15 protein-coding genes and 1 pseudogene are annotated in these 13,675 nt (G+C 70.7%); 1 reads left to right on the top strand and 15 read right to left on the bottom strand.

Annotated elements, in window-relative coordinates:
• Window positions 1–100: 100 nt before the first annotated feature.
• The 12 genes and pseudogenes from ABT063_RS20370 to ABT063_RS20315 form a co-directional block, all read right to left on the bottom strand.
• Window positions 101–427: pseudogene (locus tag ABT063_RS20370) on the bottom strand (GTP pyrophosphokinase); the annotation flags it as partial.
• 170 nt (window positions 428–597) lie between these two features.
• Complete coding sequence (locus tag ABT063_RS20365) at window positions 598–1,137, bottom strand: adenine phosphoribosyltransferase (protein WP_351058751.1); 540 nt, start codon at window positions 1,135–1,137, stop codon at window positions 598–600.
• Window positions 1,134–2,258, bottom strand: a complete 1,125-nt coding sequence (secF, locus tag ABT063_RS20360; protein ID WP_351058750.1) for a protein translocase subunit SecF — start codon at window positions 2,256–2,258, stop codon at window positions 1,134–1,136. Before secF ends, ABT063_RS20365 begins: the two co-directional genes overlap by 4 nt.
• Before the next feature lie 3 nt (window positions 2,259–2,261).
• Window positions 2,262–4,010, bottom strand: a complete 1,749-nt coding sequence (gene secD, locus ABT063_RS20355; RefSeq protein WP_351058749.1) for a protein translocase subunit SecD — start codon at window positions 4,008–4,010, stop codon at window positions 2,262–2,264.
• Window positions 4,011–4,142: 132 nt separating this feature from the next.
• On the bottom strand, window positions 4,143–4,640 hold the full coding sequence (gene yajC / locus ABT063_RS20350) for a preprotein translocase subunit YajC (RefSeq protein WP_351058748.1): 498 nt from the start codon (window positions 4,638–4,640) through the stop codon (window positions 4,143–4,145).
• A 175-nt stretch (window positions 4,641–4,815) separates the two neighbouring features.
• Window positions 4,816–5,910, bottom strand: coding sequence for a Holliday junction branch migration DNA helicase RuvB (ruvB, locus tag ABT063_RS20345; RefSeq protein ID WP_351058747.1), 1,095 nt, complete (start codon window positions 5,908–5,910; stop codon window positions 4,816–4,818).
• A 10-nt stretch (window positions 5,911–5,920) separates the two neighbouring features.
• Complete coding sequence (gene ruvA, locus ABT063_RS20340) at window positions 5,921–6,526, bottom strand: Holliday junction branch migration protein RuvA (protein WP_351058746.1); 606 nt, start codon at window positions 6,524–6,526, stop codon at window positions 5,921–5,923.
• Window positions 6,523–7,053 (bottom strand): crossover junction endodeoxyribonuclease RuvC, encoded by a 531-nt coding sequence (ruvC, locus tag ABT063_RS20335; RefSeq protein WP_351058745.1) that lies wholly within the window; start codon window positions 7,051–7,053, stop codon window positions 6,523–6,525. Before ruvC ends, ruvA begins: the two co-directional genes overlap by 4 nt.
• A gap of 139 nt (window positions 7,054–7,192) precedes the next feature.
• Window positions 7,193–7,945 (bottom strand): YebC/PmpR family DNA-binding transcriptional regulator, encoded by a 753-nt coding sequence (locus ABT063_RS20330; protein WP_351058744.1) that lies wholly within the window; start codon window positions 7,943–7,945, stop codon window positions 7,193–7,195.
• 48 nt (window positions 7,946–7,993) lie between these two features.
• Complete coding sequence (gene pdxT / locus ABT063_RS20325; protein ID WP_351058743.1) at window positions 7,994–8,602, bottom strand: pyridoxal 5'-phosphate synthase glutaminase subunit PdxT; 609 nt, start codon at window positions 8,600–8,602, stop codon at window positions 7,994–7,996.
• Between the two features lie 40 nt (window positions 8,603–8,642).
• The gene (gene pdxS / locus ABT063_RS20320; protein WP_351058742.1) at window positions 8,643–9,554 is read right to left on the bottom strand and encodes a pyridoxal 5'-phosphate synthase lyase subunit PdxS; all 912 of its coding nucleotides are present in this window, start codon (window positions 9,552–9,554) and stop codon (window positions 8,643–8,645) included.
• A 127-nt stretch (window positions 9,555–9,681) separates the two neighbouring features.
• Window positions 9,682–10,224 carry a LemA family protein gene (locus tag ABT063_RS20315; RefSeq protein WP_351058741.1) on the bottom strand — a complete coding sequence of 181 codons (543 nt, stop codon included), beginning with the start codon at window positions 10,222–10,224 and terminating at the stop codon, window positions 9,682–9,684.
• 208 nt (window positions 10,225–10,432) lie between these two features.
• Here ABT063_RS20315 and ABT063_RS20310 point away from each other — a divergent pair, with 208 nt between their 5' ends.
• Complete coding sequence (locus ABT063_RS20310; protein ID WP_351058740.1) at window positions 10,433–10,606, top strand: hypothetical protein; 174 nt, start codon at window positions 10,433–10,435, stop codon at window positions 10,604–10,606.
• A 50-nt stretch (window positions 10,607–10,656) separates the two neighbouring features.
• Here ABT063_RS20310 and ABT063_RS20305 read toward each other — a convergent pair whose 3' ends face one another.
• Genes ABT063_RS20305 through pgsA form a run of 3 tightly spaced genes read right to left on the bottom strand, consistent with a single transcriptional unit; the run spans window position 10,657 to window position 13,537 of the window.
• Window positions 10,657–11,871: a glycosyltransferase family 4 protein gene (locus tag ABT063_RS20305; protein ID WP_351058739.1), complete on the bottom strand. Its 1,215-nt coding sequence runs from the start codon at window positions 11,869–11,871 to the stop codon at window positions 10,657–10,659.
• A complete protein-coding gene (locus ABT063_RS20300) occupies window positions 11,868–12,803 on the bottom strand; it encodes a phosphatidylinositol mannoside acyltransferase (protein ID WP_351058738.1) in 936 nt (311 codons plus the stop codon). Before ABT063_RS20300 ends, ABT063_RS20305 begins: the two co-directional genes overlap by 4 nt.
• Window positions 12,800–13,537, bottom strand: a complete 738-nt coding sequence (gene pgsA, locus ABT063_RS20295) for a phosphatidylinositol phosphate synthase (RefSeq protein ID WP_351058737.1) — start codon at window positions 13,535–13,537, stop codon at window positions 12,800–12,802. The genes ABT063_RS20300 and pgsA overlap by 4 nt, the downstream gene beginning before the upstream one ends.
• Between the last annotated feature and the right edge of the window lie 138 nt (window positions 13,538–13,675).

Below are 13,675 nucleotides of genomic sequence, written 5' to 3'. Positions count from 1 at the left end.
GGCGGGGTTCCCCCCGCGCGGGTCCGGGGTTGGGGCTCCCTATGGGCGGCCGGGTGTCCTTGTCTTTCTGGGGGGGGTTCCTGCTTCATACCCCCCCCCACGGCTCCAGCACCGGGTTGTAGGGGTTGGAGCGCTGTACGCCGAGACGGGCGAGGCGGGCGCGGACGCGGTTGGAGGAGCCGGTGCGGGCGGTCTGGCCGGCGGGCGGGCGGACCGCGGGCGGGTTCGTGGGCCGCTGGGCTGGGGCAGGCTTGGGGCGCGTCTGCTCGGCCGGCTTGTCGACGGGCGCGGACTGGGCATGCTGGACCGGCCCGCGAGAGTCATTCTTCGCGTTCGTCGCGTTGGTCGCGTCCGTCGCGGGCTTGGCCGTCGGCGCCGAGGCGGACTCGGGCTTGGCGGCGGTCAGGTGCTGGGCCTCGTCTGGCAAGAGGGCTCCTCGTGCGCGATCCGGGTCCCCCGGTCAGGCTCCGGAGACCCCATGGTAGCCATCCTGCTCCCCAGGATCGCCTTCAGGCCAATGTGAAGGCCGTCTACCCGAGAAACGCGAGGGGCGGGCGCCGGATTCCTCCGGGCCCGCCCCATGTCCTGCGAGGGTCTTCAGACCTTGAGCAGCGCCTCCAGCGGGGCGCCGGCCAGGGCCGGTTCCAGGCGGGCGCGGCCGCCGAGGAAGCCGAGCTCCATCAGGACGGCGAGGCCCGCGACCTCGGCACCCGCCCGGCGGATGAGCTGGAGGGAGGCCTCGGCGGTGCCGCCGGTGGCGAGGACGTCGTCGACGACCAGGACACGATCGCTCGCGCTCAGGTCCTCGGCGTGCACCTCGATCTCGGCGGAGCCGTACTCCAGGTGGTACGCCTGGCTGAGGGTGGCTCCGGGGAGCTTGCCCGCCTTGCGTACGGGGATGAATCCGACGCCCGCGCGGACGGCGACCGGAGCGCCCAGGATGAAGCCGCGGGCCTCCAGACCGACGATCTTCGTGGCGCCGGTGTTCCCGGCGATCTCGGCCAGCGCGTCGGTGAGTGCGGTGAACGCCGCCGGGTCCGCCAGGAGCGGGGTGATGTCCTTGAACATCACGCCCGGCTCCGGGTAGTCGGCCACGTCACGGATCCGGCTGAGCAGCAGCTCTTCGACGTCGGTCATCGGCGCTTCCCCGAGGGTCGGCCGCGGCCCCGGTTGCGGGAGGCGGGCTGGTTGCGCGGGCCCACGACCGCGGGAGCGGCGTCGTCGTCCTCGGGCTCGTCGAGGAGCGGCTCGTCGGTGACCGGGGCGTCCAGGGACTCGCCCTTGGCGGTGGCCTGGGCCCGCTTGGCGAGCACGCGCTTCTTCAGGGCCTTCATCTGCGGCTCGCGCTCCTTGAGGTCGGCGACGAGCGGCGTGGCGATGAAGATCGAGGAGTACGCACCGGCCGCGAGGCCGACGAACAGCGACAGCGAGATGTCGTTGAGCATGCCGGCGCCGAGCACACCGCCACCGATGAACAGCAGGCCCGCCACCGGCAGCAGCGCCACCACGGTGGTGTTGACGGAGCGGACCAGGGTGCTGTTGATCGAGCGGTTGGCGATGTCGCTGTAGGTCCAGCGGGTCTGTTTGGCGATGTCCTTCGTCTGCTCCTTGAGGCTGTCGAAGACGACCACCGTGTCGTACAGCGAGTAACCGAGGATGGTCAGCAGACCGATCACCGTGCCGGGCGTGACCTCGAAGCCGACGAGGGCGTAGATGCCCACCGTGATGGTGATGTCGTGGATCAGCGCGATGAACGCGGCGACCGCCATGCGCCATTCGAAGGCGATCGCCAGATAGATCACGACCAGGACCAGGAAGATGCCGAGGCCCTGCCAGGCCTTGTTGGCGATCTGGTCGCCCCAGCTGGGGCCGACCAGGTCGGCGTTGATCTGCTCCCCGTCGATCTTCAGGTCATCGGAGAGCTTGTCCTTGATCTGGTCCGCCTGGCCGGTGTCGATGCCGGCGACCTGGATACGCAGGCTGCCGTCGCCGAGCTTCTGGACGATGGCGTCGTGGCCGGAGGCCTCTTCCGCGTGCTCCTCGGCCTGGGACACCGAGACGCTGGTGTTCTTCGGGGTGGTGAAGACGGCACCGCCCTGGAACTCGATGCCCATGTTCAGGCCGCGCACCGCCAGGCCGACGATGGCCGTGATGGTGATCAGGATCGAGAGGCCGTACCAGATCTTGCGATTCTTGACGAAGTCGTAGCCGACCTCGCCACGGTGCAGTCGGGCGCCGAGGTTGCCGAGTTTCGACATCTCTCACGCCTCCTTCGTCTCGACGGGGGCGGAGGGACGGCGGGTGCGGCGCAGCGGCGGCTTGGCACCCAGGCTCTTCGGGTCGAGGCCGGACCACTTGTGGCCGCCCGCGAAGAACGTGCGGCGGGCCATCAGCGTCAGCAGCGGCTTGGTGAACAGGAACACGACGACCACGTCGAGCAGGGTGGTCAGGCCGAGCGTGAACGCGAAGCCCTGGACCTTGCCGACGGTGACGACGAAGAGCACCGCAGCGGCGAGGAACGACACGAAGTCGGAGACCAGGATGGTGCGCCGGGCGCGCGGCCAGGCCCGCTCGACGGCGGGGCGCAGCGAGCGGCCCTCGCGGATCTCGTCGCGGACGCGTTCGAAGTACACGATGAACGAGTCCGCCGTGATACCGATCGCGACGATGGCACCGCAGACGGCCGGCAGGTTCAGGGCGAAGCCGATGGCCGGGCCGAGCAGCGACATGATCACGTACGTGAGCGCCGCGGACACCAGCAGCGAGGCGATGGCGATGAACGACAGGCCGCGATAGTAGGCCAGCAGGTAGAGGACGACCAGGGCGAGACCGATCGCGCCGGCGATCAGTCCGGCCTTCAGCTGGTCACCGCCGAGGGCGGCGGTGACGGTGGTGACGCTGTCCTCCTTGAAGGTCAGCGGCAGGGCGCCGTACGACAGCATGTTGGCCAGGCTCTCGGCGGACTGCTGGTTGAAGTTGCCGGAGATCTCCGCGTTGCCGCCGGTCAGCGCCTGGCTGACGGACGGGTCGGAGACGACCTCGCCGTCCAGGACGATGGCGAACTGGTTCTGCGGGGGCTGGCTCTGGGCCAGCTTGCCGGTGATGTCGCCGAACTTCTTGGCACCGCTGGACGTGAACTTCATGGTGACCGTCCAGCCGGCGCCCCTCGTGGTGTCGAGGACGGCCTGGGCCTCGTCCACGTCCGTGCCGTCGACCTCGGCGGGGCCCAGGATGTACTTCTGCCACTGGCCCTGCGAGTTCTGGCCGCAGGCCACGGTGGAGTCGGTGGGCTTGGCGCCGTCGCCCGCAGTGGCGCGGGCCGCCTCGCTGGTGCAGTCGAGAGCGGCGTACTGGGCCTCGATGTTGCCGCTCGCGGCACCGGAGGGACTGCCGCTCGGGGACGGGGAGGCCTTCGGGGAGCCCGAGGCGCTCGTGGACGGCGTGGGGTCGGCCTTCAGGGCGTCGGTGACCGCACGGCCCTGCGAGGTGGGGCTGGCGGAGCTGGAGGGAGACTCCGAGGAGGTCGCCTTGTCCGTGGCCTTGTCACCGTTCGAGGAGCTGCCGGAGGGGCTTGGCGAGGGGCTGGCCGGCGGGGCGGCGCCGGAGACCTCGGTGGTGACGACCGGCCGGAAGTAGAGCTTGGCGGTGGTGCCGACCTGGTCCCGGGCCTCCTTGGAGTTGGTGCCCTTGGGGATGTTGACGATGATGTTCGCCTTGCCCTGGGTCTGAACCTCGGCCTCCTGGACACCCAGACCATTGACACGGCGCTCCATGATCTCGACCGCGGTGTCCATGTTGGTCTTGTTGATCGCGGATTCCTGGCCGGCCTCGGGGACCGCCCGGAGCGTGATGCTCGTACCACCGGCCAGGTCGATGCCCAGACGCGGAGTGGTGTGCCCGGAGAGGAACATCCCTCCGGTGAGCGCCACAATGGCGATCAGGATGAGGGCCAGCGAGCGCCCTGGCTTGCTCTGGGCACTCGCGCTCCGGCCCCTCTTAGGTGCTGCCACCTTCTCGTACTCCCTCTCGGGCCGCCTCGCGCCGGATCTGCGGGCGGGCGGCCATCACATGGTGTCGGGATCCCGTGCGAGCTGTGCACGGTCCGGGCGCGCGGAGGCAGGCCCGCGCGCCCCGGAGTGCGACTACTTCGCGCCGGATTCGCCGTCGGTCTTCTTCGGCTCTTCGTCCGTCTTCGCCTCGGCGGCCGGGGCCTCGGCGGGCTCCTCGGCCGGGCCCTTCTTACCAAGGTCGACGGACTTGTCGTCGGAAGCGTCGGCAGGGTCGTCGGCGGGCTCATCGGCCTCGGTGAGGGAGGAGGCGTCGTCCGGGATGTCGGTGTCGGACTTCAGGTCGTGCTCGATGCCGTGGACGATGCGGTTGTACTCGTCGTCGGAGAGAACGGCACCGATGGCGTTCTTCGCGAAGAGCAGCTCGACGCCCGGACCGGCGTCGACGAGAACCGAGTCCTCGTTGACTTCCTTGACCGTCGCGTACATGCCCCCGATCGTGCGGACGCCGCTGCCGGGCTGCATCTGGTTGCGCATGTCGGCGGCCTGCTGCTGCTTCTTCTTCGCCGACCGGGTCATCAGGAACATGGCCCCGATGAGCACGATGAACGGGAGGAGGGTCACGAGACTCACGGGTCGGAACTTCCTTCACGCGACCGCGATGGTGAGCGGCCTGATGGTTGGGGGTGTGCATACCGCCGACAAAGGCGGCATCGGCGGAGTCTAAGCGAGTCCGCGCGCATGGAACAACGTTCAGCATGGCACCGGGGTTCCTGGTCCGGCCAATGCGCGCGCTGTCACCGCGTCGTCACGTCCCGAACAGGTCCTGTTGTCCGTTTCCTGCAGCCGCCGAGCGGGGCGGGGTGAGGCCGAGATGCGCCCATGCGGCGGGGGTGGCTACGCGACCGCGCGGAGTACGGGCGAGCAGCCCTTCCCGGACGAGGAAGGGCTCGGCCACCTCCTCGACGGTCTCACGCTCCTCCCCCACCGCGACCGCCAGCGTGGACAGGCCCACGGGGCCGCCGCCGAACAGCTTGAGCAGGGCTTCCAGGACGCCTCGGTCGAGGCGGTCGAGGCCGCGGGCGTCGACCTCGTAGACGGCGAGGGCCGCTGCGGCGATGTCGCGCGTGATCAGGCCGTCGGCCTTGACCTGTGCGTAGTCGCGGACGCGGCGCAGCAGACGGTTGGCGATACGGGGGGTGCCGCGCGAGCGGCCGGCGATCTCGGCGGCGCCGTCGGCCTCGATCTCGACGTCCAGCAGGTGCGCCGAGCGGTGGATGACGCGCTCCAGCTCGACGGGTTCGTAGAACTCCATGTGCGCGGTGAAGCCGAAGCGGTCGCGCAGCGGGGGCGGCAGCAGGCCCGCGCGCGTGGTGGCGCCGACGAGGGTGAAGGGCGGCAGTTCGAGCGGGATGGCGGTGGCGCCGGGGCCCTTGCCGACGATGACGTCGACGCGGAAGTCCTCCATCGCCATGTAGAGCATCTCCTCGGCCGGCCGGGACATACGGTGGATCTCGTCGAGGAAGAAGACCTCGCCCTCCTGGAGGGAGGAGAGGATGGCGGCAAGGTCGCCGGCGTGCTGGATCGCGGGGCCGCTGGTGATCCGGATCGGGGCGTTCATCTCGGCCGCGATGATCATCGACAGGGTGGTCTTGCCGAGGCCGGGGGCGCCGGAGAGCAGCACGTGGTCGGCGGTGGCTCCCCGCGCGCGTGCGGCGCGCAGGACGAGGTCGAGCTGTTCGCGGACCTTCTCCTGGCCGATGAACTCGTCCAGGTCCTTGGGGCGCAGGGCGGCCTCGACGGCCTGGTCCTCACCGTCGGCGACAGAGCCCACCAGCCGCTCCGCGGCGGCGTCGACGAGCCGCTCGGAGGCGGTCTCTTCGGGCGTGTCGTCCCAGTTCACTGACGTTCTCCTAGCGGGCGCGGTTCAGGGTCTGCAAGGCGGCCTTCAGCAGCTGGCCCACCTGCGGTGTGCCGTCGGCGGCCTCGGCCTGCGGGGCCACTGCGGCGACCGCCTCGTCGGCCTCGCGAGTGGCGTAGCCGAGGCCGATCAGGGCGGCGTGCAACTGGTCGCGCCAGCCGCTGGTGACCGGGGCACCGACGGCCGGAGCACCGATCGGCTCACCCAGCCGGTCCTTGAACTCCAGCAACAGCTTCTGCGCGCCCTTCTTGCCGATGCCCGGAACCGCGATGAGCGCCTTTTCGTCACCCGTGGCCACCGCTCGGCGCAGGGCGTCCGGTGTGTGGACCGCCAGCATGGCCTGGGCCAGGCGGGGGCCGACACCGCTCGCGGTCTGGAGCAGCTCGAAGGTCTGCCGCTCGTCGTCGTCCGCGAAGCCGTACAGGGTCAGCGAGTCCTCCCGTACGACGAGAGAGGTGGCGAGCTTGGCCGGCTTGCCGAGCCGGAGCGTGGACAGCGTGTTCGGCGTGCACTGGACGGCCATGCCGACGCCGCCCACCTCGACCACCGCGGCGTCGGGAGCGAGTGCGGCGACCGTGCCGCTGACGAAGGCGATCATGCCCTACGGCCTTTCGATGCGTGCAGGGCGACGGCCTGCTGGAGTCGGTTCTGCGCGGGGGCGCGCCAGATGTGGCAGATGGCGAGCGCGAGGGCGTCGGCGGCGTCGGCGGGCTTCGGGGGCGCGTCGAGCCGCAGCAGGCGGGTGACCATGGCGCCGACCTGGGCCTTGTCGGCGCGACCGCTGCCGGTGACGGCGGCCTTGACCTCGCTGGGGGTGTGCAGGGCGACGGGGATGCCGCGGCGGGCGGCGCAGAGCATGGCGACAGCGCTGGCCTGGGCGGTGCCCATCACCGTGCGGACATTGTGCTGGCTGAACACCCGCTCCACGGCGACGAATTCTGGCCGGTGTTCATCCAGCCATTGTTCTATGCCCTCTTCGATGGCGACGAGTCGATGGCCCAAGTCCGCGTCCACGGGCGTGCGTACGACACCCACGCCGAGCATGGTGAGCGGCCGCCCCGCCACGCCTTCGACCACGCCGACACCGCATCGGGTCAGTCCCGGGTCCACCCCCAGTACGCGCACCCGCGCGCCCTCCCTTCGATCGCCTGTTTGTGCAGGCTATCGGGTACCACCGACAACGCCTGCCAGCAACGCCCGGCAAGGCGACGGGCCGACGGGGCACCCCCGTCGGCCCGTTGAGACCGTTCAGCTCGCGGCAGCGCTACGCGCCGACCTTCTCCATGATCTCGTCACTGACGTCGAAGTTGGCGAAGACGTTCTGCACGTCGTCGCTGTCCTCGAGCGCGTCGATCAGCTTGAAGATCTTCTTGGCGCCCTCCTCGTCCAGCTCGACCTGCATGGTCGGGACGAAGTTGGCCTCGGCGGAGTCGTAGTCGATCCCGGCGTCCTGGAGGGCGGTGCGGACGGCTACCAGGTCGGTCGCCTCGCTGATGACCTCGAAGTTCTCACCGAGGTCGTTGACCTCCTCGGCGCCCGCGTCGAGCACGGCGCCCAGGACGTCGTCCTCGGTCAGCTCGCCCTTGGGTACGACGACGACGCCCTTGCGGTTGAAGAGGTACGACACCGAACCGGGGTCGGCCATGGAGCCGCCGTTGCGGGTCATGGCGACGCGGACGTCCGAGGCGGCGCGGTTGCGGTTGTCGGTGAGGCACTCGATGAGCACCGCGACACCGTTCGGCCCGTAGCCCTCGTACATGATCGTCTCGTAGTCGGCGCCACCGGCCTCCAGGCCGGCACCGCGCTTGACCGCGGAGTCGATGTTCTTGTTCGGGACCGACGACTTCTTCGCCTTCTGGATGGCGTCGTACAGCGTCGGGTTGCCGTCCGGGTCAGCGCCGCCCATGCGCGCCGCGACCTCGATGTTCTTGATCAGCTTCGCGAAGAGCTTGCCGCGCTTGGCATCGATCACGGCCTTCTTGTGCTTCGTCGTGGCCCATTTAGAGTGGCCGGACATCTGCCTGTCTCCTTCGCGTAACCCATCTCTGTACGAACGGCAGAGATCCTACAAGGACTCCGCTGTCCGCCTCGCGCGCACCATGTCGACGAACAGGGCGTGCACGCGGTGGTCGCCGGTCAGTTCCGGGTGGAACGACGTGGCCAGCGCGTTGCCCTGGCGGACCGCGACGATGTGGCCGTCGTGCTCGGCCAGTACCTCCGCCTCGGCGCCGACGGACTCCACCCAGGGAGCGCGGATGAAGACCCCCTCCACAGGATCGCCCGCGATGCCCTTGACGTCGAGGGCCGCTTCGAAGGACTCGTTCTGGCGTCCGAAGGCGTTGCGGCGCACGATCATGTCGATGCCGCCGACGGTCTCCTGGCCCGAGCGCGGGTCGAGGATCTTGTCGGCCAGCATGATCATGCCGGCGCAGGTGCCGTAGACGGGCATGCCGCTGTGCACGCGCGCGCGTAGCGGCTCCATCACGCCGAAGAGGACGGCCAGTTTGGAGATGGTCGTGGACTCGCCGCCGGGGATGACGAGGCCGTCGACCTCGGCGAGCTCTTCGGGGCGCCGCACCGGCCTGGCCACGGCGTCGGCCGCGGCCAGGGCGATGAGGTGCTCCCGTACGTCGCCCTGGAGTGCCAGGACGCCTATGACTGGTGCGTCGGTCATGTAGGTGCGGTCCTCAGTACGTGCGGTCCCAAAAGGTGGCTTACCAGCCGCGGTTGGCATAGCGCTCGGTCTCGGGCAGGGTGTCGCAGTTGATGCCGACCATGGCCTCGCCGAGGTTGCGGGACGCGTCCGCGATGATCTTCGGGTCGTCGTAGAAGGTGGTCGCCTTGACGATGGCGGCGGCGCGCTTGGCCGGGTCGCCGGACTTGAAGATGCCGGAGCCGACGAAGACGCCCTCGGCGCCGAGCTGACGCATCAGGGCGGCGTCGGCCGGGGTGGCGACGCCACCGGCGGAGAAGAGGACCACCGGGAGCTTGCCCAGCTCGGAGACTTCCCTGACGAGCTCGTACGGGGCGCGCAGCTCCTTGGCGGCGGCGTACAGCTCGTTGTTGTCGAAGCCGCGCAGCTTGGCGATCTCGTTCTTGATCTGGCGCAGGTGGCGGACGGCCTCGACGACGTTGCCGGTGCCGGCCTCGCCCTTGGAGCGGATCATCGCGGCACCCTCGGCGATGCGGCGCAGGGCCTCGCCCAGGTTGGTGGCACCGCAGACGAAGGGGGTCGTGAACGCCCACTTGTCGGAGTGGTTGACCTCGTCGGCCGGGGTGAGGACCTCGGACTCGTCGATGTAGTCCACACCGAGGGACTGCAGCACCTGGGCCTCGACGAAGTGGCCGATGCGCGACTTGGCCATCACCGGGATGGACACGGCCTCGATGATGCCCTCGATCATGTCCGGGTCGGACATGCGGGCCACGCCGCCGTCCTTGCGGATGTCGGCGGGGACGCGCTCCAGGGCCATGACGGCGACGGCGCCCGCGTCCTCGGCGATCTTCGCCTGCTCCGGCGTGACGACGTCCATGATCACGCCGCCCTTGAGCTGCTCGGCCATGCCGCGCTTCACGCGGGCGGTGCCGGTCTCGGGAGCCTGGTTGTCGGAAAGCGTGCTGGACACGGGGTGACCTCACTCGGTGAAAGAGGGTTTCTGCAAACACCGAGGAAACGGGAGGGAACCAGGCCACAGCAAGGGCCAATGGAGAGGCAGTGGATCCTTTTCCGGCCGGAGGCCCGCAAGCAAGGGCCTATGCCGGACGGTCCGCCAAGGCCGCCGGAGGCTCGTCGTCCATCTCGAACGCCATCGGGAACGGCGCGTGTCCCGCCAGCCGGAACCAACGCACCTTGCGGTGCCGTCGCAGGGCGCGGGCAGCCCGTACGGCGTCGTTGTGGAAGCGCCGGGCCATCGGCACCCGGCGAACGGCCTCGGTCAGTTCCCGGGCCGCCGCCTCTCCGCCGGGCGCCTCCCGTACCGCCTCGACCTGCGGGGCCTCGGCGAACACGGCGCGCAGCGCCTGGCTCAAGTCGCTCTCGGCGACCTCCCGTTGCTCCTCCTCGGCCTGCCGGGCGGCGTGCGCGGCCTCGTACAGGACGATCGACGCGGCCGGGTCGAGCACTCCCGAGGTCGCCAGTTCCTGGGCCACGGAGGCGCGGCGCAGCAGTTGCGCGTCGAGGGCGGCGCGGGCCGCGTCGATCCGGGCGTGCAACCGGTCGAGCCGGCCGGCGGTCCAGCTCAGGTAGAGGCCGATCGCGACCAGCGCGACGAGGATCCAGATGAGGGTTGCGGTCACGGGCGGCAAGGCTACCGGTGACCGGCGGAACGTCCCCACCCGCCCGAAACCGCGCACACCGGGCTTCCCAAGGGCGCGCCCTTGACTCGGCGCCGGGCAGTCGGCGAGCGCGCGGCCAGGAGCGCAGAGGGACTTCTGCCGAGGGCCGGGCGGGCCCTGGGTCCGACGGCGCGGGAGGCGGGCGTCGAGCGGGGCGACGGATGGGCGCGTGTCCGGTTCGCCGTGGCCGACGGCAGTGTGCCGTTCGCCGCGCGGTGCCGCGCTGATCCGGGCGGCGGGCAACGCTCGGGGGTCGTTCACGGTCGCGCCGGGGTACGGCCGCGGCGACCCCGCGTTCAGCGCGGCGGCCGACCGGGAGGTGTGGCCGCCCCTGACGCCGTAGAGAGAGCCCGGACGCCGTGGTCGGTCCCCTGGGCAGCGGCCGGGCCCCTGTCAGTCCCGTGCCAGCCCGAGCCGCGCCCGCAGCCCCGGGGCCCGGTCGTCCGCCGCGGCGACCGCCGCCGCCCCGGCCGTCACCGTCTCGTACACCGACAGGATGTCCGCGCCGACCGTCGACCAGTCGAACCGCCGTACGTGCGCGCTGCCACGCGCCCGCAGCTCCTCGCGTCGCTCCGGGTCCGCCAGCAGCCGCAGTGCCGCCTCGGCGAGCGCGTCCGCGTTCTCGTTGGCGAACAGCTCGCCGGCCGCACCCTGGTCCAGTACCTGAGCGAAGGCGTCCAGGTCGGAGGCGAGTACCGGGGCCCCGGCCGACATGGCCTCGACGAGGATGATCCCGAAGCTCTCGCCGCCGGTGTTGGGGGCGACGTACAGGTCGACGCTGCGCAGGAAACGGGCCTTGTCCTCGTCGCTGACCATGCCGAGGAACTCCACACGCGAGCGCAGTTCGGCGGGCAGCGACTCCACCGCCTCCTCCTCGTCCCCGCGCCCGGCGACCAGCAGCCGGGTCCGCGGGCGCTCGGCGAGGATCCTCGGCAGGGCCTTCATCAGCACCGGCAGGCCCTTGCGGGGCTCGTCGATCCGGCCGATGAAGCCGATCGTGCCGCCCGCCCGTCTCCCACCACCACCCTCAACCGAGCCTCGCGCCTCTTCTGACTGCCACTCGTGCCTGGGCTCGGCCTTGGCGAAGAAGTCGACGTCGACGCCGTTCGGGATGACCACCGCGTCGCCGCCCAGATGCTCGACGAGGGTGCGGCGGGCGTACTCGCTCACGGCGATCCGGGCGCTGATCTTCTCCAGGGCCGCCTGGAGGATCGAGTACGCGGCGATCATGGCCCGGGAGCGCGGGTTGGAGGTGTGGAAGGTGGCGACGATCGGGCCCTGCGCCGCCCAGCAGGTCAGCAGGCCGAGGGACGGCGAGGTCGGCTCGTGGATGTGGATGACGTCGAACTCGCCGTCGTGCAGCCAGCGCCGCACCCGGGCCGCCGACAGGAAACCGAAGTTCAGCCGGGCCACCGAGCCGTTGTACGGCACCGGCACCGCGCGGCCGGCCGAGACGACGTACGGCGGCAGCGGGGTGTCGTCGTCGGCGGGGGCGAGGACGGACACCTCGTGGCCGAGGCGGATGAAGTACTCGGCCAGATCACGGATGTGGAACTGGACGCCGCCCGGCACGTCCCAGGAGTACGGGCAGACGATTCCGATCCTCACGGACGCTCCCCCACCGAACTGTCCGAGCTGTCCGACGGGCGCGGTTCCAGGTCAGCGAGCCACAAGCGCTGGAGCATGTGCCAGTCCTCCGGATGGTCGGCGATCCCCGTGGCGAAGGCATCGGCCAGCGCCTGTGTCATGACAGACGTCTTCTCGGCCCGCGTACCTGTCCGGGGCACGTCGATCGGGGGATGGACCCGCCCCCGCATGATCGGCGAGTCGTCGTACCAGAGCGTCACCGGGAGCAGCAGCGCGCCGGTCTGCTGGGCGAGGAGCGCCGGACCGGCGGGCATCCGGGTGGCCTCGCCGAAGAACTTGACCTCGACGCCGGAGGCGGACAGGTCCCGTTCGGCGACCAGGCAGACCAGGCCGCCGTCGCGCAGCCGCCGGGCCAGCGTGCCGAAGGCGGTGCCGCCGCTGTGCGGCAGGACCTCCATGCCGAGGCCCTCGCGGTAGGCGACGAAGCGGTCGTACAGCGTCTCCGGCTTGAGCCGCTCGGCGACCGTGGTGAAGGGCGTCCGGAGTTTGGTGGTGACCCAGGCCCCCGCGAGGTCCCAGTTGGCCATGTGCGGCAGCGCGAGGACCACACCCTTGCCGGCCGCGAGCCCCTCGGTGAGGTAGTGCAGGTCCTTGGCATCGAAGCCGCCCTGGATGCGCTCGGCGCTCCAGGCCGGGAGCCGGAAGGACTCCATCCAGTAGCGCAGGTACGACCGCATGCCCGCGCGCGAGAGCTCGGCGAGGCGCTCAGGGGTCGCGTCGGGCACCACGCGCGCGTAGTTGCTCTCCAGCCGTCTGACGCCCTTGCCGCGCTGTTTCCAGGCGAGGTCGGCGATGCTCCTGCCAAGGCGTACGGCGACCGGCTCGGGGAGCTTCTTGACCACGCCCCAGCCAAGCCCGTACAGCGCGTCGGTGACCCGCTCCTGGGCGCTCACTTCGCCGCCTCACTCCCCTGGGTCTCCTGCTTCTCCTGGGCGGCCGCGGCCTCCGCCTCGGCCGACTCGCGACGGACCGTGACGACTCGCTGGATCAGCGTGACCAGGCTGCCGACGGCCACGATCCACAGCGCGACGGGCAGCAGGTACTGGATACCGGGTACCCCGAACTTGTGAAAGCCCGCCAATCCGGCCGCGACCAGGGAGATCACCAGGCGCTCCGCGCGCTCCACGAGGCCGTTGACGGCGACCGGCAGGCCGATCGACTCGCCGCGGGCCTTGGTGTACGACACCACCTGGCCGCTGGCCAGGCAGAAGATCGAGACGGCGCACAGGACGAGATCGTCGCCACCACCGGCGTACCAGAGGATGAAGCCGCCGAAGATCGCCCCGTCGGCGACCCGGTCGAGGGTGGAGTCCAGGAAGGCGCCCCAGCGGCTGGAGCGGCCGAGCTGGCGGGCCATGTTGCCGTCGACGAGGTCGGAGAACACGAACAACGTGATCACGACCGTGCCCCAGAAGAACTCGCCCATGGGGTAGAAGACCAGTGCGCCGGCGACCACACCGGCGGTACCGATGAGGGTGACCGTGTCGGGGCTGACGCCCCGCCGGATGAGAAACGCGGCGAACGGTGTGAGGACACGCGTGAAGAATGCACGCGCGTACTTGTTCAGCATGGCCTTCCCGACGGTCGGTGTGGCCGAGCGGCCCCTGCTGGCCACCGGCTGGCCCATCGTAGCCACGCGCGCGCGTGGGCGGCGGCCGGGCACCGCGTCCAGCCCGGGTCACGGCCTGACGGCATCCGGGTCACGGCGCGGTCGCGCGGCCACGGCGGTGCACAGTGGCGCGATTCCGTCCGCCGTATGGACGCA

This window comes from Streptomyces sp. NPDC002838 (assembly GCF_040295365.1).
Classification (GTDB): Bacteria; Actinomycetota; Actinomycetes; order Streptomycetales; family Streptomycetaceae; genus Streptomyces.
Note: the sequence above shows the minus strand (reverse complement) of the source record. Positions and strands in the feature narration are given on the sequence as shown.

Coding starts and splice junctions, on each gene's coding strand:
- ABT063_RS20330 (WP_351058744.1), bottom strand. CDS start 7,945: ATGTCCGGCCACTCTAAATGGGCCACGACGAAGCACAAGAAGGCCGTG.
- pgsA (WP_351058737.1), bottom strand. CDS start 13,537: ATGGGCCAGCCGGTGGCCAGCAGGGGCCGCTCGGCCACACCGACCGTC.
- secF (WP_351058750.1), bottom strand. CDS start 2,258: ATGTCGAAACTCGGCAACCTCGGCGCCCGACTGCACCGTGGCGAGGTC.
- ABT063_RS20365 (WP_351058751.1), bottom strand. CDS start 1,137: ATGACCGACGTCGAAGAGCTGCTGCTCAGCCGGATCCGTGACGTGGCC.
- ruvA (WP_351058746.1), bottom strand. CDS start 6,526: ATGATCGCCTTCGTCAGCGGCACGGTCGCCGCACTCGCTCCCGACGCC.
- pdxT (WP_351058743.1), bottom strand. CDS start 8,602: ATGACCGACGCACCAGTCATAGGCGTCCTGGCACTCCAGGGCGACGTA.